A 25,549-nucleotide genomic window follows, 5' to 3' on the forward strand; every position below is an offset into this window, starting at 1 on the left:
TTCGCTCCAATCAGAGAGCGTATGATCGCTCAGGCATCACCGATCACACATCCATGATTTCACGTCGTCATTTTCTGCGCGGGTTCGGCGGGTTGACCGCCGCCACCGCTTCGACCGCGGCCTATGGCTTGAGCGAGCCGGTCGTCCGCCTCGCGCTCACGCGCTACGATCTGTCGCCGCGGCAATGGCCGGCGGACTTTCCGCTCAAGATCGCCGCACTCGCCGACATCCACGCCTGCGATCCCTGGATGTCGCTCGATCGCATCGCTGAGATCGTCGAGCGGACGAACGCCCTGAACCCTGACATCATCGTGCTGCTCGGCGACTATGTCGCCGGGCTGCGTCATGTGACGCGCTTCATTCCGGCCTCCGACTGGGCCGCGGTGCTGAAGGGCCTGAAGGCGCCGCTCGGCGTGCACGCCGTGCTCGGCAACCACGACTACTGGGAAGACAAGGCGGTACAGCGCTTGGGGCGCGGCATCCCGCTGGCGCGCCGCGCGCTGGAGGGGGCGGGGATTCCGGTCTACGAGAACGACGCGGTGCGGCTCGCCAAGGACGGCCGGCCGTTCTGGCTCGCCGGTCTCGGCGACCAGCTCGCCTTCATGGCGGCGCGGCCCTATCGCCAGGTCTCGCGCATCGGCGTCGACGATCTCAACGCGACGCTTGCCAAGGTCACGGACGACGCGCCGGTGATCCTGCTCGCGCATGAGCCCGACGTCGCGCTCCGCGTGCCCTCGCGCGTCGCGTTGCAGCTGTCCGGCCACACCCATGGCGGGCAGGTCCGGCTGCTCGGCTGGTCGCCGGCGGTGCCGGTGAAGCACGGCATGCGGCTCGCCTATGGCCATATCAAGCTGAAATGCGACGTCGTCGTCTCCGGCGGCCTCGGCTGCAGCATCATGCCGTTCCGCCTCGGCGTGCCGCCCGAGATCGTGCAGGTCACGCTCGGCGCAAAGGGGCCCGTGGTGTCCTGATCAACCAGGCTGATGGCTGTCTATTCTGGCGCGCCGTGCTATATTATGCGTATGAGTTCAGCCGTTGAGAAAGCCGTGGAAGCGTTGGAGTTGCTGCCTGAGGACATGCAGGAGCAGGCGGCTGACTACCTCCTGTCCCAGGCCAGGAAGTTTCGGGCGCTTAAGGACGCGATCGACGAAGGGATGGCCGATGTCGAGGCGGGCCGCGTCGTTCCGTGGGATCTCGAAGAATTCCTCAAGCAGGCGCGCTCGCGAACCCGGCGATAGACCATGAGCCTGCGGATCGTTGTCTCCCTGCGAGCATTCCCTTGCTTGGTCCGGACCGAAGCGAACTGCGGCCATCATTACGCGGACTGTTGATCGAGGGGTGCATTGCATTCTATTTGGTGGAAACGGATCGGATCGTGATCGTTCGCGTTCTCGACGGCCGCAGGGACATCGAACGAGAGTTTTCGAAATGACCTCACCCATTCTCGACGGCCAGATCCGCGACGGCCGCCACCATATGCAGGTCCGCGTCTATTACGAAGACACCGATTTTTCCGGCATCGTCTATCACGCCAATTACCTGCGCTTCATGGAGCGCGGCCGTACCAATCATCTTCGTCTGATGGGCGCCGAGCAGCAGGCGCTGTTCGATGAAGCGCAGGAGGAGACCGGCGGCTTCGCCTTTGTCGTGCGCTCGATGACGCTCGACTTCCTCAAGCCGGCGCGGATGGACGACGTGCTCGACGTCGTGACCTGGCCGATCGCTGTGAAGGGCGCCTCCATCATGCTCGCTCAGGAAGTCCGGCGCGGCGATGACGTGCTTGTGAAGGCCGAGGTCCGCGTCGCCTTCATCAGCGGCGGCCGCGCGCAGCCGATTCCGAAGGCTATTCGCGCGCTGATGAAGGCCGATCTGGCTTAGAGCATTTTCGAGCGAAGTGGGCACCGGTTCGCGCGAAGAAGACGCGTCAAAACAAGAATCCGGAGCCCCGTTCCGATACAATCGGAACGGAATAGGCTCCGGCTGTCGGGCGATACGAAACGACCCATCGACTCTGCGCGGCGCGGCGATAGATTTGCGCCTGACAAAACGCGATCAGATTGATCGCGTTTGTCTTACATTTCGAGCATGATCTTTTCGGAAACCGCTTCACACTTTTCCGGATCATGCTTCAACCGCGAGGGATCGCCAATGTCACGCCCGCCGCTGCCACCCTTCACCCGCGAGACCGCCGCGCAGAAAGCGCGCATGGCGGAGGACGCCTGGAATTCGCGCGCCCCGGTTCGGGTTGCCGGCGCCTATACCGAGGACAGCCGCTGGCGTAACCGCTCCGAGGTGTTTCAGGGCCGCGAGGCGATCGTGGCCTTCCTGACCCGCAAATGGGAGAAGGAGCAGGAGTATCGCCTCATCAAGGATCTCTGGGCGTTCGATGAGAACCGCATCGCGGTCCGCTTCCAGTACGAATGGCACGATGCCGGCGGCAACTGGTTTCGCTCCTACGGCAACGAGCAGTGGGAGTTCGACGAGCACGGCCTGATGCGCCGCCGCGAGGCCTCGATCAACGACATCGCGATCTCGGAGAAGGACCGCCGCTTCCACTGGCCCGCCCCGGGCCCGCGTCCGGCCGACGTTCCGGGTCTGGGGCAGGAGCCGTTCTGATCGGCTCTCCGTAGCCTTGTAGCCCGGATGGAGCGAAGCGAAATCCGGGACGATCTCTCCTGTTGTGCGGTCGATCCCGGATCGCGCTGCGCTCCATCCGGGGCTACGGGTCGTTGTGGGGACTCATCGAAAACGTTTGCGCGTCTCGAAGAGGGCTGATTTATGCTGGTCGGCGATTGCAACCTCACCGCGTCCGCCGGATCCATTACATGCCAATTGAACGTTCTACAGCCGTAGTGCTGGCAGGCCTCTTGCTCGCGACTGCTCTCATCCTTGCCCAGCCCGCGGCTGCGCAGAGCAGCGCAGACCATTCCGCAAAATGGGGGCCGCTGTTTCGCTCTCAGGTCACCAAGTGTTGGCGTAAACCTGCCCCCGTTGGGGACGAGGCAGCGAACATAAAGTTGGTTCTCGAGATCAGGCTGACGCGCGAGGGCTCGCTGGCGGAGCAACCGTCGGTGTCGTCGCAGAACAGTCCGGCCGTGTCAGACTACTCCCAAGCCTATCGCAAGAGCGCGCTGCAAGCGATCACGCTATGCCAGCCATATTCCTTGCCGGCCGAATACTACGATGAATGGAAATACTTCATGCCGGTGTTTCTAGAGACGCCGTCCCCTCCCGGCGGGAAGGGGAAGCCTGCAGCCGGGGAGCTCGATAAGCGCAAGCTTTCGATTTGCCGAGGATGCTGACCGCGGCACCCCTCACCTCGCCCCGCTTGCGGGGAGAGGTCGGATCGCATCGCAAGATGCGATCCGGGTGAGGGGGTACAGGTCTCACCGCATTCGCAACTCGCGGAAGCGGCCCCTCACCCCAACCCTCTCCCCGTAAGAACGGGGAGAGGGAGAGAAGACAGTGCCTCCGTCGTAAGAAACCTTACGCCGCAGCCTTATGCCGCGCGATCTCGGCCTTGTAGAGCTCGAACTCCTCGGCGATCGCCTTCGCAACCGAGGGACGGGCGCGCAGGCGTTCGTAATAGGCCTTCAGCGCCGGCCATTTCGTGAGCTCGATCGGCGGCGTCGCCATGGTCCAGTTGATCACGGTGACGAGATAGGCGTCGGCGACGCTGAAATGATCGAGCAGATAGTCGCGGCCCTTCAGGTGGTCCTCGAGATAGTCGAGCCGCGAGACGTATTTCTCCAGCGCATAGGTCTTGGCTTCCGGCGGCGCCTTCTTGTCGAGCAGCGGCAGGAACAGGCCCTTGTGCAGCTCGGTGCCGATGAAGCACAGCCACTGATGCAGTTTTGAACGCTCGGCGTTCGACGCCGTGCCGATGCCGGCGCGCGGAAACTGGTCGGCGACATATTGGAGGATCGCGGCGTTTTCGGTCAGCACGATGCCGTCGTCGGTGCGCAGCGTCGGCACCAGGCCGAGCGGGTTGACCTTGTTGAAGTCGGAGCCGTCGTTGCGCACGGCCTTGGTCTTCGGGTCGACCTCGAGATAGTTGGCCGGCTGGCCCGCTTCATAGAGCGCGACGCGGGTCGCCATCGAGCAGGCGAGGGGCGAGAAATAAAGGTCCATGGGTGCCTCCAGTGTCTGGCGCGGGTGTCCGGCCGTTGTTGATTTTTGTACTGTCTTGGATAATATTGGTGGCGTCAAGGAATTAAATGCGAGATGGTACAAAAAAGTAAGAAGCCGCCGACTGCTGCCAAAATCGTGGCGCCAGTCGCCCCGAAGCGCCGCGGGCGGCCGCGCGCCTATGAGCCCGATGTCGCACTCGGCAAGGCGCTGGATCTGTTCCGGCGCGACGGCTTTGCCGCGACCTCGCTCGATGATCTGAGCGCTGCGACCGGCATGAACCGGCCGAGCCTCTATGGCGCGTTCGGCGACAAGCGCGAGCTCTACATCAAGAGCTACCAGCGCTATCGCGACGACGCGCGCGCCGCGATGGTCGACATCTTCCGCGCCGACGCTCCGCTGCGCGAGCGACTCGAGCGCATCTATCGCATCGCGCTCGACATCTATCTCTCCGGCGAGTCCGGCCCGCGCGGTTGCTTCACCGTGATGACGGCTGCGTCGGAGGCGGTGTCGGATCCGGACATCCGCACCATGGTGGTCGAGGGCCTGACCGAGCTCGACAAGGCGTTCGGCATCTGCTTCCGCCATGCCAAGGAGCGCGGCGAACTGCCTGAGGGGACCGATCCGGCGTCGCTGGCGCATCTCGCCTCCGCCACCATCCACACCATCGCGATCCGCGCCCGTGCCCGCGTGCCGCGCAAGGAGCTCGAGGCGATCGTGAAGGGTGCGATCGACGTGCTGTGCGGGGCGAAATAGCCGTCCAAATTTTCTTACCGGGCAAATGTCGGGCGCTGGCTTTCCCGCCCGTCTTCCGTAAGGTCTCCCCACTCACGGAAGCGGAACATCATGGGAAAAGTCAGGACTTCAGTATTCACGGTCTCGATCGACGGATTTGGCGCGGCGCTGAATCAGAGCCTCGAACATCCGTTCGGCGTCGGCGGCCTGGCGCTGCCCGCAGCCTGGTTCTTCGAGACGCGAACCTTTCGCGCGATGACCGGCCAGGATGGCGGCACCACCGGTCTCGACGACGAGATCGCGCGGAAGTCGATGGAGGGGATCGGCGCCTGGATCCTGGGCCGCAACATGTTCGGCCCGATCCGCGGGCCGTGGCCGGATCATGCCTGGAAAGGCTGGTGGGGCGATAATCCGCCGTACCACACGCCGGTCTTTGTGCTGACGCATCATGCGCGGCCCGATCTTCCGATGGCGGACGACACCACGTTTCATTTCGTCACCGACGGCATGCTTGCTGCGCTGGAGCGGGCGCGCGCCGTTGCCGGCGACAAGGACATCCGGGTCGGCGGCGGCGTGTCGGTGGTGCGGCAATTCCTGCAGGCGCGTTTGCTCGACGAGCTGCAATTGGTGCTGCCGCCGGTCGTGCTCGGTGCCGGCGAGAGCTTGTTCGCGGGCATCGACCTGCTCGCGCTCGGCTATGGCGTGGTCTCGCATGTCGCGAGCCCGAACGCCACCCACGTCACCTTCGCGCGCAAGACGTCCTAGTCAGCCGTGCATCTTGTCGGTCATTGCGAGCGAAGCGAAGCAATCCATGTCCCCGCGTATGCGGTACGATGGATTGCTTCGTCGCTTCGCTCCTCGCAATGACGCTCAGGCGTGATTCCGCAATCGCCGGTTTCGTAGCCCGGATGGAGCGCAGCGCAATCCGGGAGCGGTTTGTCCGGCGCAAAGAACCCCGGATTTCGCTTCGCTGCATCCGGGCTACGCGCTGGCGTCAATACCCCCGCTTGCGATCGACGAGATTGTCCAGCGCGCCGCCGGCCTCGAAGCGCGCGATCTGCTGCGCGACATATTTCGAGATCTCGTCCGCGTCGGTGTCGGCGGCGTTGTGCGGCGTCAGCACCACCTTCGGGTGGCTCCAGAACGGACTCGCCTCGGGCAGCGGCTCGGTCTCGAAGACGTCGAGCGAGGCGGCGCCCAGCGTGCCGTCATCGAGCGCGCGCAGGATGTCGGCCTCGTTCTGCAAGCCGCCGCGGCCGGCATTGATGATGACGGGCGCGCCGAGCGGGCTACTGCCGTTCAGCTTCGCGAACGCATCGCGGTTGAGCACGTGCCTTGTATCCGGCGTCAGCGGCAGCAGGCAGACCAGGATGTTGGTCTCGCGCAGGAATGCGTCGAGCCCGTCCGCGCCGTGGTAGCAGGCGATGCCGTCGATCCGCTTCTCGCTGCGGCTCCAGCCGACGACGCGAAAGCCGAGCGCGCGCAGTGCCTGCGCCGAGGCGGCGCCGAGCGCACCGAGCCCCATGACGCCGACGGTGATCGCGCTCGCCGCCCACTGATAGTCCGGCGCCCAGCGCTTCACCCGCTGCGACTCGCGCAAATAGAGCTCCTGGCGGTGATGCATCAGCACGTGCAGCACGACATATTCGGTCATGCGGTCGGTGAGATCGGAGACCGAAACCCGCACCAGCGGCACGTCGGGCAGCGAGCGATCAGCCATCAGCGCGTCGACCCCGGCGCCGAGATTGAAGATGACGCGCAGGTTCTTGAATGCCGCGAGCTCGCCCGGCTTCGGCTTCCACACCGCCGCATAGTGCACCTCGGCGGGATCGAGCGCGCCATCCGGCAGCAGCACCACGCGGCGGTCCGGGCAGATCGCGTCGAACCGCGCCTTCCAGCGCGCCGACGACCAGTTTTCCGAGCCGCCATTGATCAGCAGCGCGAGCGCGCCCTTACCCATCCCGATACCTCCAACGTCTATGTGATGTGTGTCACAAAGCGGGTCCGGCCCGCTCTCATCTCCTGCCATCAACAGGGGAGAACTTCCATGCGCAAACTGATCCTGGTGTCGGCTTTCATCCGCGCCGCCGGCGCCACGATTCACGCCTGTGCTCGCAAACACTGACACGCCGGCTCAGGCTCAACCGGGCGTTGCTCCAACGCACAGCGAGGCCCAGCCGGCCCCATCGCGGGCCCAGGCTCAACCCGAGGAGTCTCCGCGGCGGCAGGCGTCTCGTCCGGTGACGAGGAGCCACGTCCGCCATCGTGAGAGCGATGGAGCCAAGGCGCTCCGGCGTCTATTGGTAAGCGCACGTACATCGTCGCCGCGACAAACGTCCCGTCCGTCGAAGCTCGCCATGAAGTCCCGATCAAAATCCACCGTCGGCATCCGGAACCTAAATTTCTTTCGCGCCCCCTGTCGGCAGCGGGCATAATCGTTCGTTCTTGCAATGAACGGAGATGCCTTTTCGATGCTGTACGCCATCCTCTGCTATCATGACGAAGACATGGTCGGTTCCTGGAGCAAGGAACACGACGCCTCCGTCATGCAGAAACTGTCCGTCGTGCAGGACAAGCTCGCCAAGCAGGGCAAGCTCGGCCCGGTGGCGCGGTTGTTGCCGACCACCGCGGCGACCACGCTGCGCAAGGAAAACCCGCCGCTGGTGCTGGACGGCCCGTTCGCCGAAACCAAGGAGCAGCTGCTCGGCTTCTATCTGGTCGAGGGCAAGAACCTCGACGAGGTGCTCGATATCGCGCGCGACCTCGGCGAGGCCAATCCCGGCGGCACCTATGAGATCCGCCCGGTCGGCTACTTCAATCAGGGAGGTACCAAGGCGTGAGCGTGACCGACACCGCCTGGATCGATGCTGCGTTGACGTCCGCGCGTCCCCAGGCGGTCGGCGCATTGCTGCGCTACTTCCGCAATCTCGACACCGCCGAGGAGGCGTTCCAGAACGCCTGCCTGCGGGCGCTCAAGAGCTGGCCGCAGAACGGCCCGCCGCGCGATCCCGCGGCGTGGCTGATCATGGTCGGCCGCAACGTCGCGATCGACGAGGTCCGCCGCAACAAGAAGCAGCAGCCGCTGCCCGAGGACGACCAGGCGATCTCCGACCTCGACGACGCCGAGGACGAGATCGCCGAGCGGCTCGACGGCTCGCATTACCGCGACGACATCCTGCGGCTGCTGTTCATCTGCTGTCACAAGGATCTGCCGGCGACGCAGCAGATCGCGCTCGCGCTGCGCATCGTCTCAGGTCTTACGGTGAAGCAGATCGCGCGCGCCTTCCTGGTCTCGGAAGCCGCGATGGAGCAGCGCATTACGCGGGCCAAGGCGCGCGTCGCCGATGCCGACGTGCCGTTCGAGACGCCTGGCGCGGTCGAGCGCAGCGAGCGGCTCGCCTCGGTCGCGGCGATGATCTATCTGATCTTCAACGAGGGCTATTCGGCGAGCGGCGACACCGCCGAAATCCGCGCGCCGCTGTGCGAGGAGGCGATTCGTCTCGCCCGCCTGCTGCTGCGGCTGTTCCAGAGCGAGCCGGAGATCATGGGGCTGACGGCGTTGTTGTTGCTGCAGCATGCCCGCGCCGAGGCGCGCTTCGATGCCGATGGCCAGGTGATCTTGCTCGACGACCAGGACCGCAGCCTGTGGAATCAGAAGCAGATTGCCGAGGGCCTCGCGCTGATCGACAAGGCGATGCGCCACCGCCGCAGTGGGCCGTATCAGGTGCAGGCGGCGATCGCAGCGCTGCACGCCCGTGCGGAAAAGCCCGAGGATACCGACTGGACCCAGATCGATCTGCTGTACGGCGCGCTCGAGGTCATGCAGCCGTCGCCGGTGATCACGCTCAACCGCGCCGTTGCGGTCTCCAAGGTAAAGGGGCCGGAAGCCGCGCTCGAGATGATCGAGCCCTTGGCGCCGCGGCTTGCCAACTACTTCCACTATTTCGGCGTGCGCGGCGCCTTCCTGATGCAGCTCGGCCGCAACGAGGAGGCCCGCATCGCCTTCGACCGCGCCATCGCGCTTGCCAACACCACCGCCGAAGCCGCCCACATCCGCATGCATATCGACCGCCTGATGCGCGACAGCCAGCCGCGCAACGCGAAGGCGAAGTAGCGGTCAGCAACAGCGCACCGGCATACTCGCTGCACCTCCCCCGCAGCGCAGGGCTATCGCATATGGCTGTCGGCCATGACGACGTGGAAACGTCGCTTGCAGAAGCGCGCGAATGCCATATGCCCGCCGGGGGCGAGCGTGCGTCTGGGTGATTTCGGAATATTGGAAAATTATCCCTGAGTTGCCCGACGTGTCAAGTAGCCCGGTCGGACGCCGGCCACCGCCGGCTACTTTGCATGGGGTTGTTTTCGATATTTTGGCAACGCGCCTCCCCCGCGAGTGCAGGGCAATCGCATATGGGCTCGATAGCTCCACAAACTCGTCATGCCCGGCCTTGTGCCGGGCATCCACGTCTTGGTTAGGGAGAGGGAGCTTGTCGCAGCTCTCAATCGACTCTGCCTGACTTCCGAAAAAATCTTCGCCCGCCTTGTCGGCCGCGTACTCCGCCGTTCGTCATGAAGGCAGAGTGCATCACCAAGCGTTACGGAGCCTGTCATGCCGACGATCGTCGACACCGAAGTCTCAAAGCCCGCCCGCATCACCGGCCGCGTCATGAGCGGCGTGGTCGTCTTGTTCCTGCTGTTCGACGGTGCGATCAAGCTGGTGCCGTTGTCGGTCGTCACCGAGACCATGGACAGGATGGGCTTCGGCGCGAGCGATGCGCTGGCGCGTAGCCTCGGCATCATCACCATCGTTTGCACGCTGCTCTACTCGGTGCCGCCGACCTCGATCCTCGGCGCCATCCTGCTCACCGGCTATCTCGGCGGCGCGATCGCATCGCATGTGCGGATCGGCAGCCCGCTGTTCACCCACACGCTGTTCGGGCTCTATCTCGGCCTGATGCTGTGGGGCGGGCTCTATCTGCGCGACGGCAATCTGCGCGCAATGCTTCCATTTCGCCGGTGAGATATTGTTCAATTCATCCTTGTGGAGACTATCATGTTGGAGATGATTGCCATCATCGCGATTGTCCTCGGCGTCGCGATCGCCGTCATCCTCATCCTCGCGGTAACCAAGCCGGGCACGCTCCGCGTCACGCGTGCGATCAGCATCAACGCGCCGGCCGAGCGGATATTTCCATTGATCGACGATTTCCATCAGTGGACGCTCTGGTCGCCCTACGAGAACCGGGATCCGGCCATGAAGCGCATCTACAGCGGCGCCGGGCGCGGGCAGGGTGCGGCCTATGCCTGGGACGGCAACAAGAATGTCGGCGCCGGCCGCATGGAGATCCTGCAATCCTCCGCGCCGTCGAAGATCGTCATCAAGCTCGACTTCATCAAGCCGTTCGAAGGCCACAACACCGCCGAGTTCACAATGCTGCCGCAGGGAGATGCGACCAGCGTCACATGGACCATGTATGGTCCGGCCGTCTTCATGTCGAAGGTGATGCAGGTGTTCATGAACCTGGATCGCATGATCGGCAGGGATTTCGAGGTCGGTCTCGCCAATCTGAAGAAACTGACTGAAAAGTAGCGCGTTTTCGAACGAGGTGGTTACCGGTTCGTGTCAAGAAAACGCGTCAAGATGACAATCCGGAGCCCTCGTTCCGACACCCTCGGGACGAGGCTCGAATGACCCAAGGGAGCATGCGATGCAGGTCAACCCCTATCTCTCCTACGACGGCAATTGCGGCGCCGCGCTGAAATTCTACGAGAAGGTTCTCGGCGCGCGGATCGAGGAAACCTTCCCCTACGGCGAGGGCAGTGCGGAGATGCAGACGCCGCCCGGCTGGAAGGACAAGATCATGCACGCCCGCCTCACGATCGACGGCGAGATCATCATGGTCTCCGACGCCCCGCCCGGCCACTTCCAGAAGCCGCAGGGCTTCCACGTCGCGTTGCAGGTCGAGGATCCCGCGGAGGCCGAACGCCGCTTCAAGGCGCTGTCAGAGGGCGGCACGGTGACGATGCCGTTCGGCAAGACCTTCTTCTCCAACGGCTTCGGCATGTGCATCGATCAGTTCGGCATCCCCTGGATGGTGAACTGCCCGCAGGGGATGTAGGCTGGCGGCTTATTCCGCCGAGCTCATTCCCTACCCGTCATGCTGAGGAGGCCGCGTAGCGGCCGTCTCGAAGCACGACGGCCCGGCTGGTGGCCGTGCATCCTTCGAGGCTCGCCCAGCGGTGCAAGTGCACCGCAAGGCTCGCACCTCAGGATGACGGGATGGGAGCCGTAGCCCGGATGGAGCGCAGCGAAATCCGGGGCACCCAATCCGCGCCGGCAGTCCCCCGGATTGCGCTTCGCTTCATCCGGGCTACGACACTTTACAAGCTGCAAATCTCACCTGCACCGCGGATAGATCGCCGCGAGCTCGCGGCCGCGCAGCAATAGCAGGCGCGAAGTCAGGCCGCCGCGGCGGGCGATCCAGCCGCGCACCGGCGCCGGATAGGCTTGCAGCACCGCGACGGACGCTTCCGGCTCGGCATAGGTGCGGCCGCGCTGGTCGATCGAGCGCGCGGCGTGGAAGCCGAGCACGGCGCGCCGCGTCACGCAGATGCGGTCGCCCGGGACCATCGAGAGCACCAGGGTGCAGGCCGACAGGCAGGGCCCGTCGATCACGACGCGCTCGCCCGATTCGCGCACCTTGTCGAACAGCTCGATGAACGGGCCGACCTGCCCGCCGGGGCTGGCGAGAATACGAACATCAGCTTGCGCGCAGCTAACCGTTGCGCAGAGAGCTGCCGCCGCGACAAGTATTTTCATGCGCGCAATCCCTGCCACGATGCGATCGAGGTGCCGCCGCATCTGAAGCCGGAAGGCTCGCGCCGGAATGGGGCATCGTCAAGACCGATGTCCCGTTCGCGACAGCAGGTGGCTCAGGCCGCGCGGTTCTTGAGCGCCCCCACGATCGCAGTGAGCACGGCGCCGGCAACGCCGCCGCCGGCGACCTGGCCGATGATGCTGCCGATGTCAGGCGTCGCGCCGGAATTGGCGAGCAGCGGGATCAGCATGCCCAGAAGCTGTCCGCCCGCGCCGCCGCCGATGGCGCCTGCGATGGTGTTACCGAGCGTGCCGAGATCGATGTTCTTGGCCGCTCCCGCCGCGACATTGCCGCCGACGGCTCCGCTGATGACCTGAATGATCAGATTGATGAGAACGCCCGACATGAGGTGATTTCTCCCCGGTATCTGGTTCAGCACGGCTGAGACGCCGGCCGGCGTCCCACCGCCGCGAAGGTTAGGCCTCCAGCGCGCAGAGGTCATGCTGCACACGCGAGGATTGTCGACCCGCGCCGACGCTATGCACCGGCTTTTTTGAGGGAACCCTCCGGCTCTCCCGGGAGCCTCAGTCAGCGCCGGAGACGCCGGCCTCGGCAAAGGTCGCCATGCCGCCATGACAGGCGAGCGCCGCCCGCAACAAAAGGATCGCAACCCCCGCGCCGGAGCCTTCGCCGAGCCGCATGTTAAGGTCGAGCAAGGGGGCGAGCTCGAGCTCGCGCAGCAATTCGCGGTGGCCAAGCTCGGCCGACACATGTCCGGCGCGGCAATGCGCGAGGCTATCGGGCGCAAGCCGCGCCAGCGGCAGCACCGCCGCTGTCGCGACGAAGCCGTCGAGCAGCACCGGAATGCAGCGTGCGCGCGCTGCCAGCACGGCCCCCGCGATCGCCGCGAGCTCGCGTCCGCCGAGCGACATCGCGGTGACGAGCGGATCGTCGATCACGCCGCGATGCAGCTTGAGCGCCGCATCGATCGTGGTGCGCTTGCGTATCAGCCCGGCATCGTCGACGCCGGTGCCGCGGCCGGCCCAGCGTACGCCGCGCCCGCCCATCAAGGCGGCGCACAGCGTCGCGGCGACCGTGGTGTTGGCGATGCCCATCTCGCCGACCACGAGCAAATCGCATTGCTCGGGCACCGTGCGCCAGCCGGTATCGAGCGCGACGAGGAAATCGGCGGCGTCCATCGCCGGTCCGGTCGTGAAATCGCGGGTCGGGCGCGCCAGCTCGAGCGGCTCGACGCGCAGCTCGGCGCCGGTAAGCCTGGCGATCTGGTTGATCGCAGCGCCGCCGGCGGCGAAGTTCGCCACCATCTGCGCGGTGACCTCGGAGGGATAGGCTGAAACGCCGCGCTCGGCGATGCCGTGATTGCCGGCGAACACGGCGATCGTGACGTGGTCGAGCCGGGGCATCTCACGCCGCTGCCAGCGCGCCAGCCAGATCGCAACCTCCTCCAGGCGGCCGAGGCTTCCCGGCGGCTTGGTCAGGTTCTGCTGGCGCTGCGTGGCGGCCGCGGCACTGGCCTCGTCGCCCTGCGGCAGGTCGCGACAAAAGCCGCGGATGTCGTCTAGAGTACTGAACTGCATGCGATTCCCTCGTCGAGCGGGCCGCAAGCTAATGCATGATCCGGAAAAGTGTGAAGCGGTTTTCCTCGCGACAAATGCGTAGCATTTGCGCGGAGATCATGCCCTAACAGGAAGCTAAAGCGCGATGAGATCGAGCCCGGTCTCGTCGCGCTTTAGCCCAATTTCCAGGCCTTCACCATGAATCAATGGCTCGACGATCTCCGGACCGCGACCGCCTTCCTGACCCGCCTGCCGATGCCGCATCCGGACGGCGCGCGGCCGGAGAGCTTTGCGCGGGCGCAGCGGCTGTTTCCCCTGGTCGGGGCCGCCATCGGGGCGGCGATCGGCCTGTTTTGCCTGCTGCTGCGGGCGATCGGTGTGCCGGATCTCGCCGCCGCGGCGCTCGCGCTCGGCGGCGGTGCGCTGCTCACCGGCGCGCTGCATGAGGACGGGCTCGCCGATGTCGCCGACGGGTTCGGCGGCGGCCGCGATGTCGCGGCCAAGCTCGAGATCATGCGCGACAGCCGGCTCGGCACCTATGGCGCGCTGGCGCTGGTGGTGAGCTTTGCCGCCAAGCTCGCGGCGCTGGCTGCACTTCCGAACGGATTTGTGGTGCAGAGCCTGATATCTGCGCACGCGCTGGGCCGCGGCGTGCTGCCATGGATCGCGATCAGCCAGCCTTACGCGCGCAAGGACGGGCTCGCCGCCAATGCCGGAAGGCCTGATGGGACCATTGCCGTGGTCGCGGCCGGCATCGCGCTGCTGATCGCAATCCTCGCCTTGCCGTTCGGCAGCGCGCTGCTGGCGGCGATCGCGGCCGGTGCGAGCGCACTGGTCATGGTGCTCGCGGCAAAGCGGCAGATCGGCGGCCAGACCGGCGATGTGCTCGGCGGCGCCGAGCAGGTCGCGGAGACCGCGATTCTGGTGTTGCTTGCGGCGCGGTTAGGTTAGGGCGTTTTCGAGCGAAGTGGATACCGGTTCGCGTGAAGAGAACGCGTCAAAATGAAAGCGTGGGCGGAACATGGATCGCGAAACGCGTCTCTGGCTAATCCGTCATGCGCCGGTGGACGGTCCGCGCGGCGTGATCCACGCGCCGGATGCGCCCGCCGACCTCAGCGATGCCGCGGCATTCGCGTCGTTGCAGGTGAGGCTGCCGGCTTACGCTCTTGCGGTCTGCAGTCCGGCGCGGCGCACTCGCGAGACCGCAGCAAAGCTCGGCCTGACGGCAGCGGAGGACGACGCCTTTCGCGAGCAGGATTTTGGCGATTGGACCGGCCGGCGCCATAGCGAGATCGAAGCCGAGCTCGGCGCAGCCTATCGCGCGTTCTGGCAATCGCCGGGCAACAACCGGCCGCCGGACGGCGAAAGCTTTGCCGATCAGATCGTGCGGGCGCGGGCAGGGCTGGCGCGCCTGCCGGCAGGCGACGTCGTCCTGGTCGTGCATTCAGGCACCATCCGCGCGATCCTTGCGATCGCGCTCGAGCTTGCGCCGGAGCTCGCGCTGCGCTTCGTCATCGATCCGCTGTCATTGACGCGGATCGACCGGCTGCCGAATGCCTGGCGCGTGGTCGCGGTGAACGAGCGCTAATTTAGCCACTCAGCGGCACTAGCAATTCCGTCACCCTGAGGAGCGCGTAGCGCGTCTCGAAGGGTCGACGGCCACCAGCGGGGCCGTCCATCCTTCGAGACGGCCGCTTCGCGGCCGCCTCAGGATGACGGAGATGGAGTGAGTGTATCGCTGAGTCTACCCATTCCGTCGCGCGCCGCGCAGGGTCGGCAGGCCGATGCCGGCGGCGTCGAAGCCGCCGTCGACGGCGAGGATCTGGCCGGTGATGTAGCTGGCGCGATCCGAGCACAGGAAGAAGATCGCTTCCGCCAGCTCCTCCTCCAGCCCATAGCGGTTGAGCGGGATGGCGTCGTGATAGTCGGCGCGGATCTCCGGCGTGTGGACGGCCTTGGCCATCGCGGTCTCGACCGGCCCGGGCGCGACGCCGTTGACGCGGATGCCAAGCGAGGCGAGCTCGACCGCGAGCTGCTTGGTGAGATGCGCAAGGCCGGCCTTGCTGGTGCCGTAGGCCGAGCGCAGCGTCGAGGCGCGCACCGCCGAGATCGAGGTGATGTTGACGATCGCACCGCCGCCATGCTCGCGCATCACAGGCGCGGCCGCCTTGGTGCACAGGAACGGGCCGGTGAGGTTGACCGCCATGATCCGGCTCCAGTCGGCCTCCGAGGTCTCCAGCACCGGCGTGAACACGGCAATGCCGGCATTGTTGACCAGCGCGTCGAGCCGGCCGAACCGGTCCGTGATCGCAGAGATCGCGGCTGCCACGCCGGCGGCGTCCGATGCGTCGCAGGTCAGCGCCAGCGTGTCGTCGGGTTGCTTCAGCGCCGCGACCGCCGCGCGCAGCAATTCACCCTCGATGTCGAGCAGCGCGACGCGCCAGCCGTCGGCGAGAAAGCGTTTCGCCGCGGCAAGCCCGATGCCACGCGCGGCGCCGGTCACGAGTGCGACTTTGGGGGAAGCGGAATTCATCGGATGGTCCATCGGTTCGGGCAGGAAGTCCCGACCGTCTGCGACCTTTACCTGGTGATGTCAACCTGAGAGGCGCTCAACTGGCTCGGCCGTCATTGCGAGGAGCGATAGCGACGAAGCAATCCATTCTTCCCGTATGGTGAGGTGGATTGCTTCGCGGAGCCTGTCATCGGGCGCGCTTTCGCGCGACCCGTTTGGCTCGCAATGACGTGGGTGCGACGGCCGTTCTATACTCTTTCAGCATGGGAACAAGGCGCGTCTCGCGTCCTCGATGAATGTGCGTCGCGTTCGATGCTTGGGTCTCCACGCCCGCCGACCGCAATAAGTATCCATACGAAAAGTATCCATACGAAAAAAATTGCCGCACGAGATGTCGGAAGGGCGGTCCCGGCCTCGTCCTCCGGTCACTCATTCCATGATGGAGTTCCGATGTCGCTTACCCTGCATTACCACCCGCTGTCCTCGTTCTGCTGGAAGGCGCTGATTGCGCTCTACGAGAACGGCACGCCGTTCACGCCGAACATGGTCAATCTCGGCGATCCCGCCGAGCGCGCGGCGCTGCTCGCGCTGTCGCCGATCGGCCGCTTTCCCGTGCTCCGCGACGAGACGCGGGGCGAGACGGTGCCGGAATCGAGCATCGTCATCGAATATCTCGACCGGCATTATCCCGGTGCCGTCAGGCTGATCCCCGAGGATCCGGACCTCGCGCTGCAGACCCGGCTGCGTGATCGTTTCCTCGATCTCTATGTCCACCTGCCGATGCAGAAGGTCGTCGGCGACCGGCTGCGGCCTGCGGACAGCAAGGATCCGCATGGCGTCGCCGAGGCGCGGGCGCAACTCCGCACCTCCTATGCGATCCTGGATCAGCAACTGATCTTGAATCAGCAACGCGCGCGTGGCGGCTGGATGATGGGCGAGCATTTCTCGTTGGCCGATTGCGCCGCCGCGCCGACGATGTTCTACGGCAACAAGGTCGAGCCGTTCGGAGATGGCCATCGGCATCTGGCCGCCTATCTCGAGCGGCTGACGGCGCGGCCATCCTTCGCGCGCGTGCTGAAGGAGGCCGAGCCCTATTTCGGCATGTTCCCGCGGGAAACTTGACGCCAGCCGGCCTCCGACCCGGTTCCAAAAAATAAATCGTGGCGGGATGTCGCTTTCGCGCCGCCCCGTTCGTCATCTCCCTGTGGCCCGGGTTTCCGGAGCGCTGGTCGCTCCGGAGGCCCGGGCAATACGTGTGGGAGACGACATGGCTGCAGCTGGCAACAGGGCGGAGATCATCCGCTCCCTCTTCGCCGCCTACCTCGCCAATGACCGCGCGAGCGTCGAGGCGGCGTTCGCGGAGGATTTTCGCTTCTCGACGCCCTATGGCGAGAACATCGACAAGCCGACCTATTTCGCCCAGTGCTGGCGCGACTCCGGCTGGATCGGCCGCCACGAGATCGAGCGCATCATGGTCGACGGCGTCGAAGCCTTCGTCACCTATCGCTGCGTCGCCCGCGACGGCAAGAGCTTTCGCAACACCGAGTTCTTCGTGTTCGACGGCGACAAGGTGTCGCGCATCGACGTCTATTTCGGCCCGTCGCACCAGGACGGCGAACTTGTCAGGCAGGACCGCTGAGGGCTGTGGCGCGCGATGCAATGACCTCCGAAATAATTTCGCTTGGCCTGTCGGCGTGGCAAGCCCCGCGTCGTCCTTGAGACGAGCACCGGAGATACCGGCAAGGCAGCTGAACAAGACAACGGAGCAGGACAATGAAGTTCATGGTGATCGTGAAGGCGAACAGGGACACCGAGGCCGGCGTGATGCCGAGCACCGAGCTGCTCGCGGCGATGGGCAAGTTCAACGAGGAGATGGTCAAGGCCGGCGTGATGCAGGCCGGCGAGGGGCTGAATCCGACCAGCAAGGGTGCCCGCGTCAAATATGCCGGCGGGCAGAGCACGGTGTCGCGCGGCCCGTTCGGCCTGAGCAGCGATCTGGTCGCCGGCTTCTGGCTGATCGAGACCAAGTCGCTCGACGAAGCGATCGACTGGATGAAGCGCGCGCCGTTCGACGGCGGCTCCGAGATCGAAATCCGCCAGGTGTTTGCCGCGGAGGATTTCGGCGAGGCGCTGACGCCCGAGCTGCGCGAGCGGGGAGAGCGCCTGCGCGCGCAGGTGGGCAAGAAATGACACCCGACGTCATTCCGCGATATCGCGCCGGCGATGCGCCCGGAATACATGATCATCGTCGCAAGTCGTGGATTCCGGGCCGGCGCCGCGTGGGGCTTCCCGGCATGACGAGGGTGAAGATTGCGAGTGATTCAACAGGCAAGGAAATCCGACCAATGCGTTTCATGATGCTGATGATCCCGCTCGGCTACGAGTCCGCGCCGGCCAAGCTCGAGCTCGACCCCGAACGGGTCGCCGCGATGATGCGGTACAATCAGGCGCTGAAGGACGCCGGCGTGCTGATCACGCTGGAAGGCCTGCATCCGCCGGCTGCCGGCGCGCGCGTCAAGTTCGACACCGGCGTGCCGGTCGTGATCGACGGCCCGTTCACCGAGGCCAAGGAAGTGATCGGCGGCTTCTGGATGATCGAGGTCGCCTCGCGCGCCGAGGCAATCGAATGGGCCAGCAAGTGCCCGGCCACCGCGAACGAGATGATCGAGATCCGCCAGGTGCAGGAGATGGCAGATTTCTCCGAAGAGGTGCAGCAGGCCGCCGCGACCTTCGAGCATCCGCAGGGCGGCTGGGGCAAGGCGCTGCGCTGAACCTTCACCGAGAAGCGATGCCGCTTCAAAGCGTCATCGCATTACCGAACCATCGTCCACCAGCAACGACCACAATGGAGACGCAAGATGAGCACCAACACCTTTCTCGCGGTCTATCTCGGCGGCGGCAGCACCGGCTCGCGGATGGCAGCCTGGAACGCGCTGCCCGAGGCCGAACGCCGCGCCAAGGAGCAGCAGGGCATGGCGGCCTGGGGCGCCTGGGTCGAGAAGCATCATGACGTGATCGTCGAGATGGGCGGACCACTCGGCAAGACCAAGAAGGTCGGGCAGGGCGGCGTCACCGACATCGCCAATCTGATGACCGGCTTCACCGTGGTGCGCGCGCCCTCGCATGAGGCAGCGGCAAAGCTGTTCGAGAACCACCCGCATTTTTCGATCTTCCCGGGCGAAGCCGTGGAGATCATGCCGGTGCTGCCGATCCCGGGCCGATAGGCAATCGTTTTGGGCCATGGGCTCCCTGAACCTCTCCCGCTCGCGGGGGAGGTCGTCGCGCGCAGCGCGGCGGATGGAGGCCCTCTCCACCGTGTAACTCGCGGAGAGGGCCTCCGCTCGCCAGTGGCCGACTTCGTGTCCAGGTCACGCCGGCCCGAGCAAATCTGAAAGCCATGGAGTGGAGGTTTTGCGCCATGGCGAAGCTTGTCTTCGGACTGAACCAGTCGCTCGACGGCTATGTCGATCATCAGGCGATGGTGCCGGACACCGGGCTCTTTCGTCATTTCATCGAGCAGGTGCGCAGCGTGGCCGGCATGTTGTACGGCCGCCGCATGTACGAGGTGATGCGCTATTGGGACGACGACCTTCCTGATTGGGATGCAGAGGAGCGCGACTATGCGGCAGTGTGGCGGAGACGGCCAAAGTGGGGCGTGTCGCGCTCGCTGAAATCCGTCGGAGCCAACGCGACACTGGTCGAGGGGGACGTTGAGGCGGCGGTGCGCGGGCTGAAGGCCCGGCTCGACGGGGAGATCGAAGTCGCCGGGCCGGACCTGGCGGGGAGTCTGACCGAGCTTGGCCTGATTGACGAGTATCGACTGTACCTCCGGCCCATCGTGCTCGGGCGCGGCAAGCCATTCTTCGTCGGGCCCCGCGCGCCGCTCCGCCTGGTGGCAAGCGACCGGATAGGCGAAAACACGATCAGGTTGACCTACGTCCCCGCCTAGTCATGCAACGTGCCTGACGGCGTTGCGCGGAAGCCCCCCGACTGACTGGTCCGTTAATCTTGATTGACGCGCCGCCGCCCCGCTAGTGACCTTTACCGCCAGCTCATGTAAAAGCCGTTCACATGAGCTGGCGCAAGGACCAAGGCCGCGCCGAGCGCGGTTATCATCACGGCAATCTCAAAGAGGCGTTGCTGCAGGCCGCACTCGACCTGATCTCGAAGAAGGGGCCGGCCGGCTTCACCTTCGCCGATGCCGCGCGGATGGCCGGCGTCAGCCCGGCCGCGCCGTACCGCCACTTCCGCGACCGCGACGAGTTGATCGCCAGCATCGCGCAGCGCGGTTTCGAGCAGTTCGAATCGCTGTTGACGCAGGCCTGGGACGACGGCCGCCCCGACACCGTCACGGCGTTCGAGCGGGTCGGCAAGGCCTATCTCGCCTTCGCCCGCGAGGAGCCCGCGTTCTATTCGGCGATGTTCGAATCCGGCCTGCCGGTCGATTCCAATCCGACCTTGATGGCCGCAAGCGAGCGCGCCTTCGCGATCATCCGCGCCGCTGCCGAACGGCTCGCGGCACTGGCGCCGCCCGGCATGCCGCGTCCGCCGGCGATGATGATGGCGCTGCACATCTGGGCGATGTCGCACGGCGTCGCTTCGCTGTTCGGCCGCGGCGATGCCGCGCGGCGCAAGCTGCCGATGTCGCCGGAGGATCTGCTCGAGGCCGAAGTGCTGATCTATCTGCGCGGCCTCGGCTTCCCGACCGACCGCCGGCCTGGAACCGCGGCCGCCGACGACAAGCCCGCCGGTCCGTGGGGCAAGGCGAAATAAGGTTCAACGGCCAAGCCAAAAATAATCCGAGGGGTGCGTCACCCGCGCTGCTTGACTTTCCCGAGGGATCGGCTACCTATGTAAATGTTATTTACATTCACAACGGCGTGATGCCGTGATGGAGAAGGAAATGGCCTACACCGCTGATGTCAATCGCTGGCGCGGCCCCGTCGAAGAGCCCTACCGTCCCTACTTCTACGCGACGCCGTGGCATCCCCTGAAGATCGCCGGGATCATCCTTGGCTTCATGATCTGGTGGCCGATCGGCCTCGCCCTTCTCTTTTTCACACTCGGGAGCAGAAAGATGGCCTGTTGGAGTCACAACGATATGGATCGCTGGCAGAACAAGATGGAGCGGATGCAGGACAAGATGGAGCGGATGAAGAGCCGCATGGAGCGCCGCGGCTTCCCGTTCGGCGGCTTCGGTCCGCCCTCCAGCGGCAACCGCGCCTTCGACGAGTACCGCCAGGATACGCTGCGCCGTCTCGAGGAGGAGCAGGTCGAGTTCAAGAACTTCCTCGATCGCCTGCGTCACGCCAAGGACAAGGAAGAGTTCGACGCCTTCATGGCGCAGCACAAGACCCGTCCGACCCCGCCGACCGACCAGCCGCCGCAGAGCTGATCGCGCGAGGCAAGCGCTAGCCTTCAGGCGATGTGCCCCCATAGAACCTGATGGCCCTGAGCCGCCCGTTTGCGATGAGCAAGCGGGCGGTTTGCATTTTAGGATGGTGACGCCCACTCTATCGTTTGGGATCCGGACGATGAGGTGAAGACCATGGCGGGATCAGCGACAGTGACGGCCGGCGAGCTGTGGCTTGCGATCCGGCGCGAGGCGGAGGCGGCGATCGCGGCCGATCCGTTCCTCGAGGCGTCGGCCGCCTTCATTCTCGATCAGGGCGACCTCGGCGGTGCGCTCGCTTTTCTGATCGGCCGGCATATCAGCCGCGCGGATGAGGATCGCGCGCAGTTCGCGCGGACCGCCCGCGAAGCCTATGCGGCCGAGCCCGTGCTGGTCGATGCCGCGGCCACCGATCTCACGGCCATCGTGCGCCGCGATCCCGCGATCACGGGCTTCCTGCCGCCGCTGCTCAACTTCAAGGGTTTCGTCGCGCTGCAGGCCTGGCGGGTGTCGAACTGGCTGTGGCGCGAGGACCGCCCCGACCTTGCGCTCATGATGCAAAGCGCGACGGCGGACCAGTTGCAGATCAGCATTCACCCGTCGGCCCGGATCGGAACCGCTGTTTTCCTCGATCACGGCACCGGCATCATCATCGGCGCGCTGGCCTCGGTCGGTGACGAGGTCACGATTTTGCAGAACGTCACCATCGCGCGGCATCAGGATGATCCGCGCCGCGCGCCGAAGATCGGCCACGGCGTGCTGCTCAGCGCCGGTGCCACGGTGATCGGACATCTCTCCATCGGCGATTTCGCCAGGATCGGCGCCGGCGCGCTGGTGACGACGGATGTGCCCGCCGGCTGCACCGCCGTCGGCGTTCCGGCGCGGCTGACCAATTGCGCGGAGGCGGGGACGTTTTCGTGAGGTGAGCACCCTCTCAGGCTCCTCTCCCCTTGCGGGAGAGGGTTGGGGAGAGGGGTGGCCCCGGGCGTGGTGTCAGAGATTGGATGATGCTGTTGCATCAGCGCGCAGCAGGTGTCGCCGCTCTAACTGGATGCGGAGCAAGTGCGCCCCTCTCCCCAACCCTCCCCCGCAAGGGGGGAGGGAGCCCTACTAGCGTGCTCGCCTCACTGCATGATGCGAAGCGACCGCCCCCTCACACATTCGATCCATGGATCGCGTCGATCACCGCGTCGGTCACTTCCCTGGTCGTCGCCTTGCCGCCGACGTCGGGCGTCAGCACGCCGGCCGCGCACACCTTCTCGACCGCGGCCATCAGGCGCGCCGCGGCGTCCTTCTCGCCGAGATGCTCCAGCATCTGCGCACCGGTCCAGAAGGTCGCGACCGGGTTGGCGATACCCTTGCCGGTGATGTCGAAGGCCGAGCCGTGGATCGGCTCGAACATCGAGGGATAGCGGCGCTGCGGGTCGATGTTGCCGGTCGGCGCCACGCCGAGGCTGCCGGCCAGCGCGCCGGCGAGGTCGGAGAGGATATCGGCATGCAGATTGGTCGCGACGATGGTGTCGAGGCTCTTCGGATTGAGCGTCATGCGCACCGTCATGGCGTCGACCAGCATCTTGTCCCAGGTGACGTCGGGGAAGTCCTTCGCCACTTCGGCGGCGATCTCGTCCCACATCACCATGCCGTGGCGCTGCGCGTTCGACTTGGTCACCACGGTGAGGAATTTGCGCGGCCGTGACTGCGCGAGCTGGAACGCATAGCGCATGATCCGTGTCACGCCGACCCGGGTGAAGACAGCGACTTCGGTGCCGACCTCTTCCGGCAGGCCCTTGTGTGCGCGGCCGCCCATGCCGGCATATTCGCCTTCGGAATTCTCGCGCACGATCACCCAGTCGAGATCGCCGACGCCGACATTACGCAGCGGCGACGCGACGCCGGGCAGGATCTTGGTCGGCCGCACATTGGCGTATTGGTCAAAGCCCTGGCAGATCGGCAGCCGAAGGCCCCACAGAGTGATGTGGTCGGGCACATCGGGCGCGCCGACCGCGCCGAAATAGATCGCGTCGAAGTTCTTCAGCTCCGCGAGCCCGTCGGCCGGCATCATCACGCCGTGCTTCTTGTAATAGTCCGAGCCCCAGTCGAAAGTCTTGACGTTGAAGCTGATGTCGCCGCTGCGCTTCGCCAGCGCCTCCAGCACGCGGACGCCCGCGGAGATCACTTCGGGGCCGATGCCGTCGGCGGGAATGGCGGCGATGGAATGGATACGCATGGGATCTCTCCGATCGATGGTTAGCGGGTTCGCACGGGATTGGGTTGCGGTTCGGTTTGCGCGGGCGCGCTCTGCGCACGCGACAGCAGCAGCGTGAGTACGGCCGAGAGCACCAGGAGGCCGGCGACGAAATAAAGACCGCCGTCGAAACTGCCGGTGCGTTCCTTGATCCAGCCGATCATCGCCGGCCCGACGAAGCCGCCGAGATTGCCGATCGAGTTGATGGTGGCGATCCCGGCCGCAGCGGCCGAGCCGGACAGAAACATGGTCGGCATGCTCCATAGCGGCGGCTTCGACGAGGAGATGCCGATATTGACCAGGGTCAGCGCCGCGATCACGGCGGCAAGGCCGGTCCACAGCCCGGCGAGCGCAAGTCCCGCCGCGGCCATCAGGCAGGCCAGCACGACGTGCCAGGTGCGCTCGCCGGTGCGGTCGGAATGCCGCGCCCACAACACCATCGCGATGACGGCAACCGTCGCCGGTACCGCGTTGAGGAAGCCGACCTGGATCGACGACAGGCCGAACGCCTTGATGATCTGCGGCGCCCACACCCCAAGTGTGTAGAGCCCGGCCGAGGTGCCGAAATAGACCAGCGCCAGCGCCAGCACCCGCGGGTCGGCGAGGCCGCGCCAGATGCTGTGGCTTGCGGTCGTGGCCTTGCCGTCGTTCTCGGCCTTCATGGTCTTGACCAGCCAGGCGCGCTCGTCGTCGGCCAGCCATCTGGCCTGCCCCGGCCGGTCGGTCAGGAAGCCCAGCACGACGAAGCCCAGCAGCACGGCGGGCACGGCCTCCAGCACGAACAGCCATTGCCAGCCCTTGAAGCCGAGCATTCCGTCCATCTCCAGCAGTGCGCCGGAGAGCGGCGAGCCGAGCACGGTCGAGAGCGGCGCCGCCGCCATGAACAGCGCGGTGACGGCGGCGCGCTGCCGCGCCGGGAACCAGTAGGACAGATAGAGGATGATGCCGGGGAAGAAGCCGGCTTCGGCGGCGCCGAGCAGGAAGCGCAGCACGTAGAAGCTGGTCGCACCCTGCACCAGCGCCATCGCCGCCGAGACCAGGCCCCAGGTGATCATTACCCGCGCGATCCAGATCCGCGCGCCGATCTTGTGCAGGATGATGTTGGAGGGCACCTCGAACAGGAAGTAGCCCCAGAAGAAGATACCGGCGCCGAAGCCATAGACGGTCGGCGACAAGCCGATGTCCTTATTCATGGTCAGCGAGGCGAAGCCGATATTGACGCGGTCGATGAAGGCCACGAAGTACAGCAGCATGATGAACGGCACGATGCGCAGTGAGATCTTGCGCAATACGCGCGCGCCAAGCTCGCTTTCCATGGGCTTCTTCCCCCGGGTTCGTCTTGTTTGTTGGGACGGCGCCTGTCGCGCGCCATCGGAAAGCCTAGAAGCTCGCGCCCTTTCGCTTCAACCCACGCCGGTTTATACAAAAAAATGATATAATCGGACCCGGTCTCACTTGGCGTCATGCCCGGCCTTGTGCGGGGCATCCACGTCTTGGCGGCAAAGAAAGACGGGGATGGCCGGGACAAGCCCGGCCATGACGAACGCAGGGCATAAGGAAGCGACGTCTTGGAACTGCACCAGCTTCGTTGCTTCGTCGCGGCTGCCGAGGAACTGCATTTCGGCCGCGCGGCGCAGCGCCTGCAGATGATGCCGTCGGCGCTCGGCCGCCACATCAAGCTGCTGGAGGAGGATCTCGGGGTGCGGCTGTTCGCGCGCACCACGCGCGCGGTGTCGCTGACCGAGGACGGCGCTGTGCTGCTGCGCGAGGGCCGCGCGCTGCTCGGCCGCGCTGAGGCGATCGAGAACGGCTTTCGCCGTCGGCTGCGCAAGCCACAGGCGCGCCGCTTCCGGATCGGCGCGATCGACAGCGCCGCGGCCGGCCTGCTGCCGCCGCTGCTGCGCGACCTCCGCGCCGCCCATCCTGATGTTGCCGTGCAACTGCTCGAGGAGAAGACCATCCGCCTGCTGCCGAAGCTGCTGTCTGGCGCGCTCGACCTCGCCTTCGTGCGCCCGCCGGAGCGGCCCGACCGCCGTATCGAGTTTGTCCCGCTGTTGCAGGAGACCGCCGTGGTGGCGCTGTCGCACAAGCACGCGCTGGCGCGGCGCAAGCAGATCGTGCTGCCCGACATCGCGGATCAGC

At 65.7% G+C, this 25,549-nt stretch carries 32 protein-coding genes; 24 read left to right on the forward strand and 8 right to left on the reverse strand.

What is annotated here, in order from left to right; all coding sequences use genetic code 11:
- Positions 1 to 53 precede the first annotated feature (53 nt).
- The 5 genes from J6525_RS33575 to tolA all read left to right on the forward strand — a co-directional run bounded on the left by J6525_RS33575 (position 54) and on the right by tolA (position 3,302).
- Positions 54 to 971: a metallophosphoesterase gene (locus J6525_RS33575; protein ID WP_225647887.1), complete on the forward strand. Its 918-nt coding sequence runs from the start codon at positions 54 to 56 to the stop codon at positions 969 to 971.
- Between the two features lie 75 nt (positions 972 to 1,046).
- On the forward strand, positions 1,047 to 1,238 hold the full coding sequence (locus tag J6525_RS33580; RefSeq protein WP_225647888.1) for a hypothetical protein: 192 nt from the start codon (positions 1,047 to 1,049) through the stop codon (positions 1,236 to 1,238).
- A gap of 190 nt (positions 1,239 to 1,428) precedes the next feature.
- Positions 1,429 to 1,878: a tol-pal system-associated acyl-CoA thioesterase gene (ybgC, locus tag J6525_RS33585; protein ID WP_028332822.1), complete on the forward strand. Its 450-nt coding sequence runs from the start codon at positions 1,429 to 1,431 to the stop codon at positions 1,876 to 1,878.
- A gap of 270 nt (positions 1,879 to 2,148) precedes the next feature.
- The gene (locus J6525_RS33590) at positions 2,149 to 2,616 is read left to right on the forward strand and encodes a nuclear transport factor 2 family protein (RefSeq protein WP_225647889.1); all 468 of its coding nucleotides are present in this window, start codon (positions 2,149 to 2,151) and stop codon (positions 2,614 to 2,616) included.
- Positions 2,617 to 2,825: 209 nt separating this feature from the next.
- The gene (gene tolA, locus J6525_RS47990; protein ID WP_092087599.1) at positions 2,826 to 3,302 is read left to right on the forward strand and encodes a cell envelope integrity protein TolA; all 477 of its coding nucleotides are present in this window, start codon (positions 2,826 to 2,828) and stop codon (positions 3,300 to 3,302) included.
- A 184-nt stretch (positions 3,303 to 3,486) separates the two neighbouring features.
- On the opposite strand, the gene J6525_RS33600 is transcribed toward tolA, so the two are convergent.
- Positions 3,487 to 4,131, reverse strand: coding sequence for a glutathione binding-like protein (locus J6525_RS33600; RefSeq protein WP_225647891.1), 645 nt, complete (start codon positions 4,129 to 4,131; stop codon positions 3,487 to 3,489).
- A gap of 93 nt (positions 4,132 to 4,224) precedes the next feature.
- Between J6525_RS33600 and J6525_RS33605 the strand changes: the two genes are divergently transcribed.
- Together J6525_RS33605 and J6525_RS33610 are read left to right on the forward strand one after the other, a co-directional pair.
- Entirely contained in the window at positions 4,225 to 4,884 is a 660-nt protein-coding gene (locus J6525_RS33605; protein ID WP_225647892.1) for a TetR/AcrR family transcriptional regulator, read from the forward strand.
- A 90-nt stretch (positions 4,885 to 4,974) separates the two neighbouring features.
- Complete coding sequence (locus tag J6525_RS33610) at positions 4,975 to 5,628, forward strand: dihydrofolate reductase family protein (protein ID WP_225647893.1); 654 nt, start codon at positions 4,975 to 4,977, stop codon at positions 5,626 to 5,628.
- Positions 5,629 to 5,857: 229 nt separating this feature from the next.
- Here the strand turns inward: J6525_RS33610 and J6525_RS33615 are convergent, their stop codons facing one another.
- The gene (locus tag J6525_RS33615) at positions 5,858 to 6,823 is read right to left on the reverse strand and encodes a 2-hydroxyacid dehydrogenase (protein WP_225647894.1); all 966 of its coding nucleotides are present in this window, start codon (positions 6,821 to 6,823) and stop codon (positions 5,858 to 5,860) included.
- A 511-nt stretch (positions 6,824 to 7,334) separates the two neighbouring features.
- Here J6525_RS33615 and J6525_RS33620 point away from each other — a divergent pair.
- From J6525_RS33620 to J6525_RS33640, 5 genes are all read left to right on the forward strand, one after another.
- Complete coding sequence (locus J6525_RS33620; RefSeq protein WP_028332829.1) at positions 7,335 to 7,703, forward strand: YciI family protein; 369 nt, start codon at positions 7,335 to 7,337, stop codon at positions 7,701 to 7,703.
- Positions 7,700 to 8,977: an RNA polymerase sigma factor gene (locus J6525_RS33625; RefSeq protein WP_225647895.1), complete on the forward strand. Its 1,278-nt coding sequence runs from the start codon at positions 7,700 to 7,702 to the stop codon at positions 8,975 to 8,977. Before J6525_RS33620 ends, J6525_RS33625 begins: the two co-directional genes overlap by 4 nt.
- A gap of 495 nt (positions 8,978 to 9,472) precedes the next feature.
- A complete protein-coding gene (locus tag J6525_RS33630; RefSeq protein ID WP_051002956.1) occupies positions 9,473 to 9,883 on the forward strand; it encodes a DoxX family protein in 411 nt (136 codons plus the stop codon).
- A 33-nt stretch (positions 9,884 to 9,916) separates the two neighbouring features.
- Complete coding sequence (locus J6525_RS33635; RefSeq protein ID WP_225647896.1) at positions 9,917 to 10,453, forward strand: SRPBCC family protein; 537 nt, start codon at positions 9,917 to 9,919, stop codon at positions 10,451 to 10,453.
- Between the two features lie 118 nt (positions 10,454 to 10,571).
- On the forward strand, positions 10,572 to 10,982 hold the full coding sequence (locus J6525_RS33640) for a VOC family protein (RefSeq protein WP_225647897.1): 411 nt from the start codon (positions 10,572 to 10,574) through the stop codon (positions 10,980 to 10,982).
- A 278-nt stretch (positions 10,983 to 11,260) separates the two neighbouring features.
- Here J6525_RS33640 and J6525_RS33645 read toward each other — a convergent pair whose 3' ends face one another.
- The 3 genes from J6525_RS33645 to cobT all read right to left on the reverse strand — a co-directional run bounded on the left by J6525_RS33645 (position 11,261) and on the right by cobT (position 13,279).
- Complete coding sequence (locus J6525_RS33645; protein ID WP_057016263.1) at positions 11,261 to 11,683, reverse strand: S49 family peptidase domain-containing protein; 423 nt, start codon at positions 11,681 to 11,683, stop codon at positions 11,261 to 11,263.
- A gap of 113 nt (positions 11,684 to 11,796) precedes the next feature.
- Positions 11,797 to 12,087, reverse strand: coding sequence for a hypothetical protein (locus J6525_RS33650; protein ID WP_016842535.1), 291 nt, complete (start codon positions 12,085 to 12,087; stop codon positions 11,797 to 11,799).
- Between the two features lie 178 nt (positions 12,088 to 12,265).
- Entirely contained in the window at positions 12,266 to 13,279 is a 1,014-nt protein-coding gene (gene cobT / locus J6525_RS33655; protein WP_225647898.1) for a nicotinate-nucleotide--dimethylbenzimidazole phosphoribosyltransferase, read from the reverse strand.
- Between the two features lie 177 nt (positions 13,280 to 13,456).
- On the opposite strand from cobT, the gene cobS reads away from it, so the two are divergent.
- Both cobS and J6525_RS33665 read left to right on the forward strand, forming a co-directional pair.
- On the forward strand, positions 13,457 to 14,209 hold the full coding sequence (gene cobS / locus J6525_RS33660) for an adenosylcobinamide-GDP ribazoletransferase (RefSeq protein ID WP_225647899.1): 753 nt from the start codon (positions 13,457 to 13,459) through the stop codon (positions 14,207 to 14,209).
- A gap of 70 nt (positions 14,210 to 14,279) precedes the next feature.
- The gene (locus J6525_RS33665; protein ID WP_225647900.1) at positions 14,280 to 14,846 is read left to right on the forward strand and encodes a histidine phosphatase family protein; all 567 of its coding nucleotides are present in this window, start codon (positions 14,280 to 14,282) and stop codon (positions 14,844 to 14,846) included.
- A 156-nt stretch (positions 14,847 to 15,002) separates the two neighbouring features.
- On the opposite strand, the gene J6525_RS33670 is transcribed toward J6525_RS33665, so the two are convergent.
- Entirely contained in the window at positions 15,003 to 15,791 is a 789-nt protein-coding gene (locus tag J6525_RS33670; protein ID WP_225647901.1) for an SDR family NAD(P)-dependent oxidoreductase, read from the reverse strand.
- Positions 15,792 to 16,220: 429 nt separating this feature from the next.
- On the opposite strand from J6525_RS33670, the gene J6525_RS33675 reads away from it, so the two are divergent.
- The 9 genes from J6525_RS33675 to J6525_RS33715 all read left to right on the forward strand — a co-directional run bounded on the left by J6525_RS33675 (position 16,221) and on the right by J6525_RS33715 (position 22,083).
- Positions 16,221 to 16,892: a glutathione S-transferase family protein gene (locus J6525_RS33675; protein ID WP_225647902.1), complete on the forward strand. Its 672-nt coding sequence runs from the start codon at positions 16,221 to 16,223 to the stop codon at positions 16,890 to 16,892.
- Between the two features lie 145 nt (positions 16,893 to 17,037).
- Positions 17,038 to 17,409 carry a nuclear transport factor 2 family protein gene (locus J6525_RS33680; RefSeq protein ID WP_092087578.1) on the forward strand — a complete coding sequence of 124 codons (372 nt, stop codon included), beginning with the start codon at positions 17,038 to 17,040 and terminating at the stop codon, positions 17,407 to 17,409.
- A 134-nt stretch (positions 17,410 to 17,543) separates the two neighbouring features.
- Positions 17,544 to 17,960 carry a YciI family protein gene (locus tag J6525_RS33685; RefSeq protein ID WP_225647903.1) on the forward strand — a complete coding sequence of 139 codons (417 nt, stop codon included), beginning with the start codon at positions 17,544 to 17,546 and terminating at the stop codon, positions 17,958 to 17,960.
- 155 nt (positions 17,961 to 18,115) lie between these two features.
- Positions 18,116 to 18,541 carry a YciI family protein gene (locus J6525_RS33690; protein ID WP_092087574.1) on the forward strand — a complete coding sequence of 142 codons (426 nt, stop codon included), beginning with the start codon at positions 18,116 to 18,118 and terminating at the stop codon, positions 18,539 to 18,541.
- Positions 18,542 to 18,628: 87 nt separating this feature from the next.
- Positions 18,629 to 18,994: a YciI family protein gene (locus tag J6525_RS33695; protein ID WP_028341377.1), complete on the forward strand. Its 366-nt coding sequence runs from the start codon at positions 18,629 to 18,631 to the stop codon at positions 18,992 to 18,994.
- Positions 18,995 to 19,188: 194 nt separating this feature from the next.
- Positions 19,189 to 19,719, forward strand: coding sequence for a dihydrofolate reductase family protein (locus tag J6525_RS33700; protein ID WP_225647904.1), 531 nt, complete (start codon positions 19,189 to 19,191; stop codon positions 19,717 to 19,719).
- Between the two features lie 122 nt (positions 19,720 to 19,841).
- The gene (locus tag J6525_RS33705; RefSeq protein WP_225647905.1) at positions 19,842 to 20,543 is read left to right on the forward strand and encodes a TetR/AcrR family transcriptional regulator; all 702 of its coding nucleotides are present in this window, start codon (positions 19,842 to 19,844) and stop codon (positions 20,541 to 20,543) included.
- Positions 20,544 to 20,673: 130 nt separating this feature from the next.
- Entirely contained in the window at positions 20,674 to 21,165 is a 492-nt protein-coding gene (locus tag J6525_RS33710) for a DUF2852 domain-containing protein (protein WP_076827785.1), read from the forward strand.
- A gap of 153 nt (positions 21,166 to 21,318) precedes the next feature.
- Positions 21,319 to 22,083 (forward strand): serine acetyltransferase domain-containing protein, encoded by a 765-nt coding sequence (locus J6525_RS33715; RefSeq protein ID WP_225647906.1) that lies wholly within the window; start codon positions 21,319 to 21,321, stop codon positions 22,081 to 22,083.
- A gap of 232 nt (positions 22,084 to 22,315) precedes the next feature.
- Here J6525_RS33715 and J6525_RS33720 read toward each other — a convergent pair whose 3' ends face one another.
- Together J6525_RS33720 and J6525_RS33725 are read right to left on the reverse strand one after the other, a co-directional pair.
- Entirely contained in the window at positions 22,316 to 23,389 is a 1,074-nt protein-coding gene (locus J6525_RS33720) for a tartrate dehydrogenase (RefSeq protein ID WP_225647907.1), read from the reverse strand.
- 20 nt (positions 23,390 to 23,409) lie between these two features.
- A complete protein-coding gene (locus tag J6525_RS33725) occupies positions 23,410 to 24,723 on the reverse strand; it encodes an MFS transporter (protein WP_225647908.1) in 1,314 nt (437 codons plus the stop codon).
- 252 nt (positions 24,724 to 24,975) lie between these two features.
- On the opposite strand from J6525_RS33725, the gene J6525_RS33730 reads away from it, so the two are divergent.
- Positions 24,976 to 25,549, forward strand: a 574-nt coding sequence (locus tag J6525_RS33730) for a LysR family transcriptional regulator (RefSeq protein ID WP_225647909.1), incomplete at its 3' end; no start/stop codon positions are given.

The organism is Bradyrhizobium australafricanum (assembly GCF_020329495.1).
Classification (GTDB): Bacteria; Pseudomonadota; Alphaproteobacteria; order Rhizobiales; family Xanthobacteraceae; genus Bradyrhizobium; species Bradyrhizobium australafricanum.

What these genes read in the sequence shown, in the direction of transcription:
- J6525_RS33575 (WP_225647887.1), top strand. Translation starts at nt 54, where the DNA reads ATGATTTCACGTCGTCATTTTCTGCGCGGGTTCGGCGGGTTGACCGCC.
- ybgC (WP_028332822.1), top strand. Translation starts at nt 1,429, where the DNA reads ATGACCTCACCCATTCTCGACGGCCAGATCCGCGACGGCCGCCACCAT.
- J6525_RS33590 (WP_225647889.1), top strand. Translation starts at nt 2,149, where the DNA reads ATGTCACGCCCGCCGCTGCCACCCTTCACCCGCGAGACCGCCGCGCAG.
- tolA (WP_092087599.1), top strand. Translation starts at nt 2,826, where the DNA reads ATGCCAATTGAACGTTCTACAGCCGTAGTGCTGGCAGGCCTCTTGCTC.
- J6525_RS33600 (WP_225647891.1), bottom strand. Translation starts at nt 4,131, where the DNA reads ATGGACCTTTATTTCTCGCCCCTCGCCTGCTCGATGGCGACCCGCGTC.
- J6525_RS33605 (WP_225647892.1), top strand. Translation starts at nt 4,225, where the DNA reads ATGGTACAAAAAAGTAAGAAGCCGCCGACTGCTGCCAAAATCGTGGCG.
- J6525_RS33610 (WP_225647893.1), top strand. Translation starts at nt 4,975, where the DNA reads ATGGGAAAAGTCAGGACTTCAGTATTCACGGTCTCGATCGACGGATTT.
- J6525_RS33615 (WP_225647894.1), bottom strand. Translation starts at nt 6,823, where the DNA reads ATGGGTAAGGGCGCGCTCGCGCTGCTGATCAATGGCGGCTCGGAAAAC.
- J6525_RS33620 (WP_028332829.1), top strand. Translation starts at nt 7,335, where the DNA reads ATGCTGTACGCCATCCTCTGCTATCATGACGAAGACATGGTCGGTTCC.
- J6525_RS33630 (WP_051002956.1), top strand. Translation starts at nt 9,473, where the DNA reads ATGCCGACGATCGTCGACACCGAAGTCTCAAAGCCCGCCCGCATCACC.
- J6525_RS33635 (WP_225647896.1), top strand. Translation starts at nt 9,917, where the DNA reads ATGTTGGAGATGATTGCCATCATCGCGATTGTCCTCGGCGTCGCGATC.
- J6525_RS33640 (WP_225647897.1), top strand. Translation starts at nt 10,572, where the DNA reads ATGCAGGTCAACCCCTATCTCTCCTACGACGGCAATTGCGGCGCCGCG.
- J6525_RS33645 (WP_057016263.1), bottom strand. Translation starts at nt 11,683, where the DNA reads ATGAAAATACTTGTCGCGGCGGCAGCTCTCTGCGCAACGGTTAGCTGC.
- J6525_RS33650 (WP_016842535.1), bottom strand. Translation starts at nt 12,087, where the DNA reads ATGTCGGGCGTTCTCATCAATCTGATCATTCAGGTCATCAGCGGAGCC.
- cobT (WP_225647898.1), bottom strand. Translation starts at nt 13,279, where the DNA reads ATGCAGTTCAGTACTCTAGACGACATCCGCGGCTTTTGTCGCGACCTG.
- cobS (WP_225647899.1), top strand. Translation starts at nt 13,457, where the DNA reads ATGAATCAATGGCTCGACGATCTCCGGACCGCGACCGCCTTCCTGACC.
- J6525_RS33665 (WP_225647900.1), top strand. Translation starts at nt 14,280, where the DNA reads ATGGATCGCGAAACGCGTCTCTGGCTAATCCGTCATGCGCCGGTGGAC.
- J6525_RS33670 (WP_225647901.1), bottom strand. Translation starts at nt 15,791, where the DNA reads ATGAATTCCGCTTCCCCCAAAGTCGCACTCGTGACCGGCGCCGCGCGT.
- J6525_RS33675 (WP_225647902.1), top strand. Translation starts at nt 16,221, where the DNA reads ATGTCGCTTACCCTGCATTACCACCCGCTGTCCTCGTTCTGCTGGAAG.
- J6525_RS33680 (WP_092087578.1), top strand. Translation starts at nt 17,038, where the DNA reads ATGGCTGCAGCTGGCAACAGGGCGGAGATCATCCGCTCCCTCTTCGCC.
- J6525_RS33685 (WP_225647903.1), top strand. Translation starts at nt 17,544, where the DNA reads ATGAAGTTCATGGTGATCGTGAAGGCGAACAGGGACACCGAGGCCGGC.
- J6525_RS33690 (WP_092087574.1), top strand. Translation starts at nt 18,116, where the DNA reads ATGCGTTTCATGATGCTGATGATCCCGCTCGGCTACGAGTCCGCGCCG.
- J6525_RS33695 (WP_028341377.1), top strand. Translation starts at nt 18,629, where the DNA reads ATGAGCACCAACACCTTTCTCGCGGTCTATCTCGGCGGCGGCAGCACC.
- J6525_RS33700 (WP_225647904.1), top strand. Translation starts at nt 19,189, where the DNA reads ATGGCGAAGCTTGTCTTCGGACTGAACCAGTCGCTCGACGGCTATGTC.
- J6525_RS33705 (WP_225647905.1), top strand. Translation starts at nt 19,842, where the DNA reads ATGAGCTGGCGCAAGGACCAAGGCCGCGCCGAGCGCGGTTATCATCAC.
- J6525_RS33710 (WP_076827785.1), top strand. Translation starts at nt 20,674, where the DNA reads ATGGCCTACACCGCTGATGTCAATCGCTGGCGCGGCCCCGTCGAAGAG.
- J6525_RS33715 (WP_225647906.1), top strand. Translation starts at nt 21,319, where the DNA reads ATGGCGGGATCAGCGACAGTGACGGCCGGCGAGCTGTGGCTTGCGATC.
- J6525_RS33720 (WP_225647907.1), bottom strand. Translation starts at nt 23,389, where the DNA reads ATGCGTATCCATTCCATCGCCGCCATTCCCGCCGACGGCATCGGCCCC.
- J6525_RS33725 (WP_225647908.1), bottom strand. Translation starts at nt 24,723, where the DNA reads ATGGAAAGCGAGCTTGGCGCGCGCGTATTGCGCAAGATCTCACTGCGC.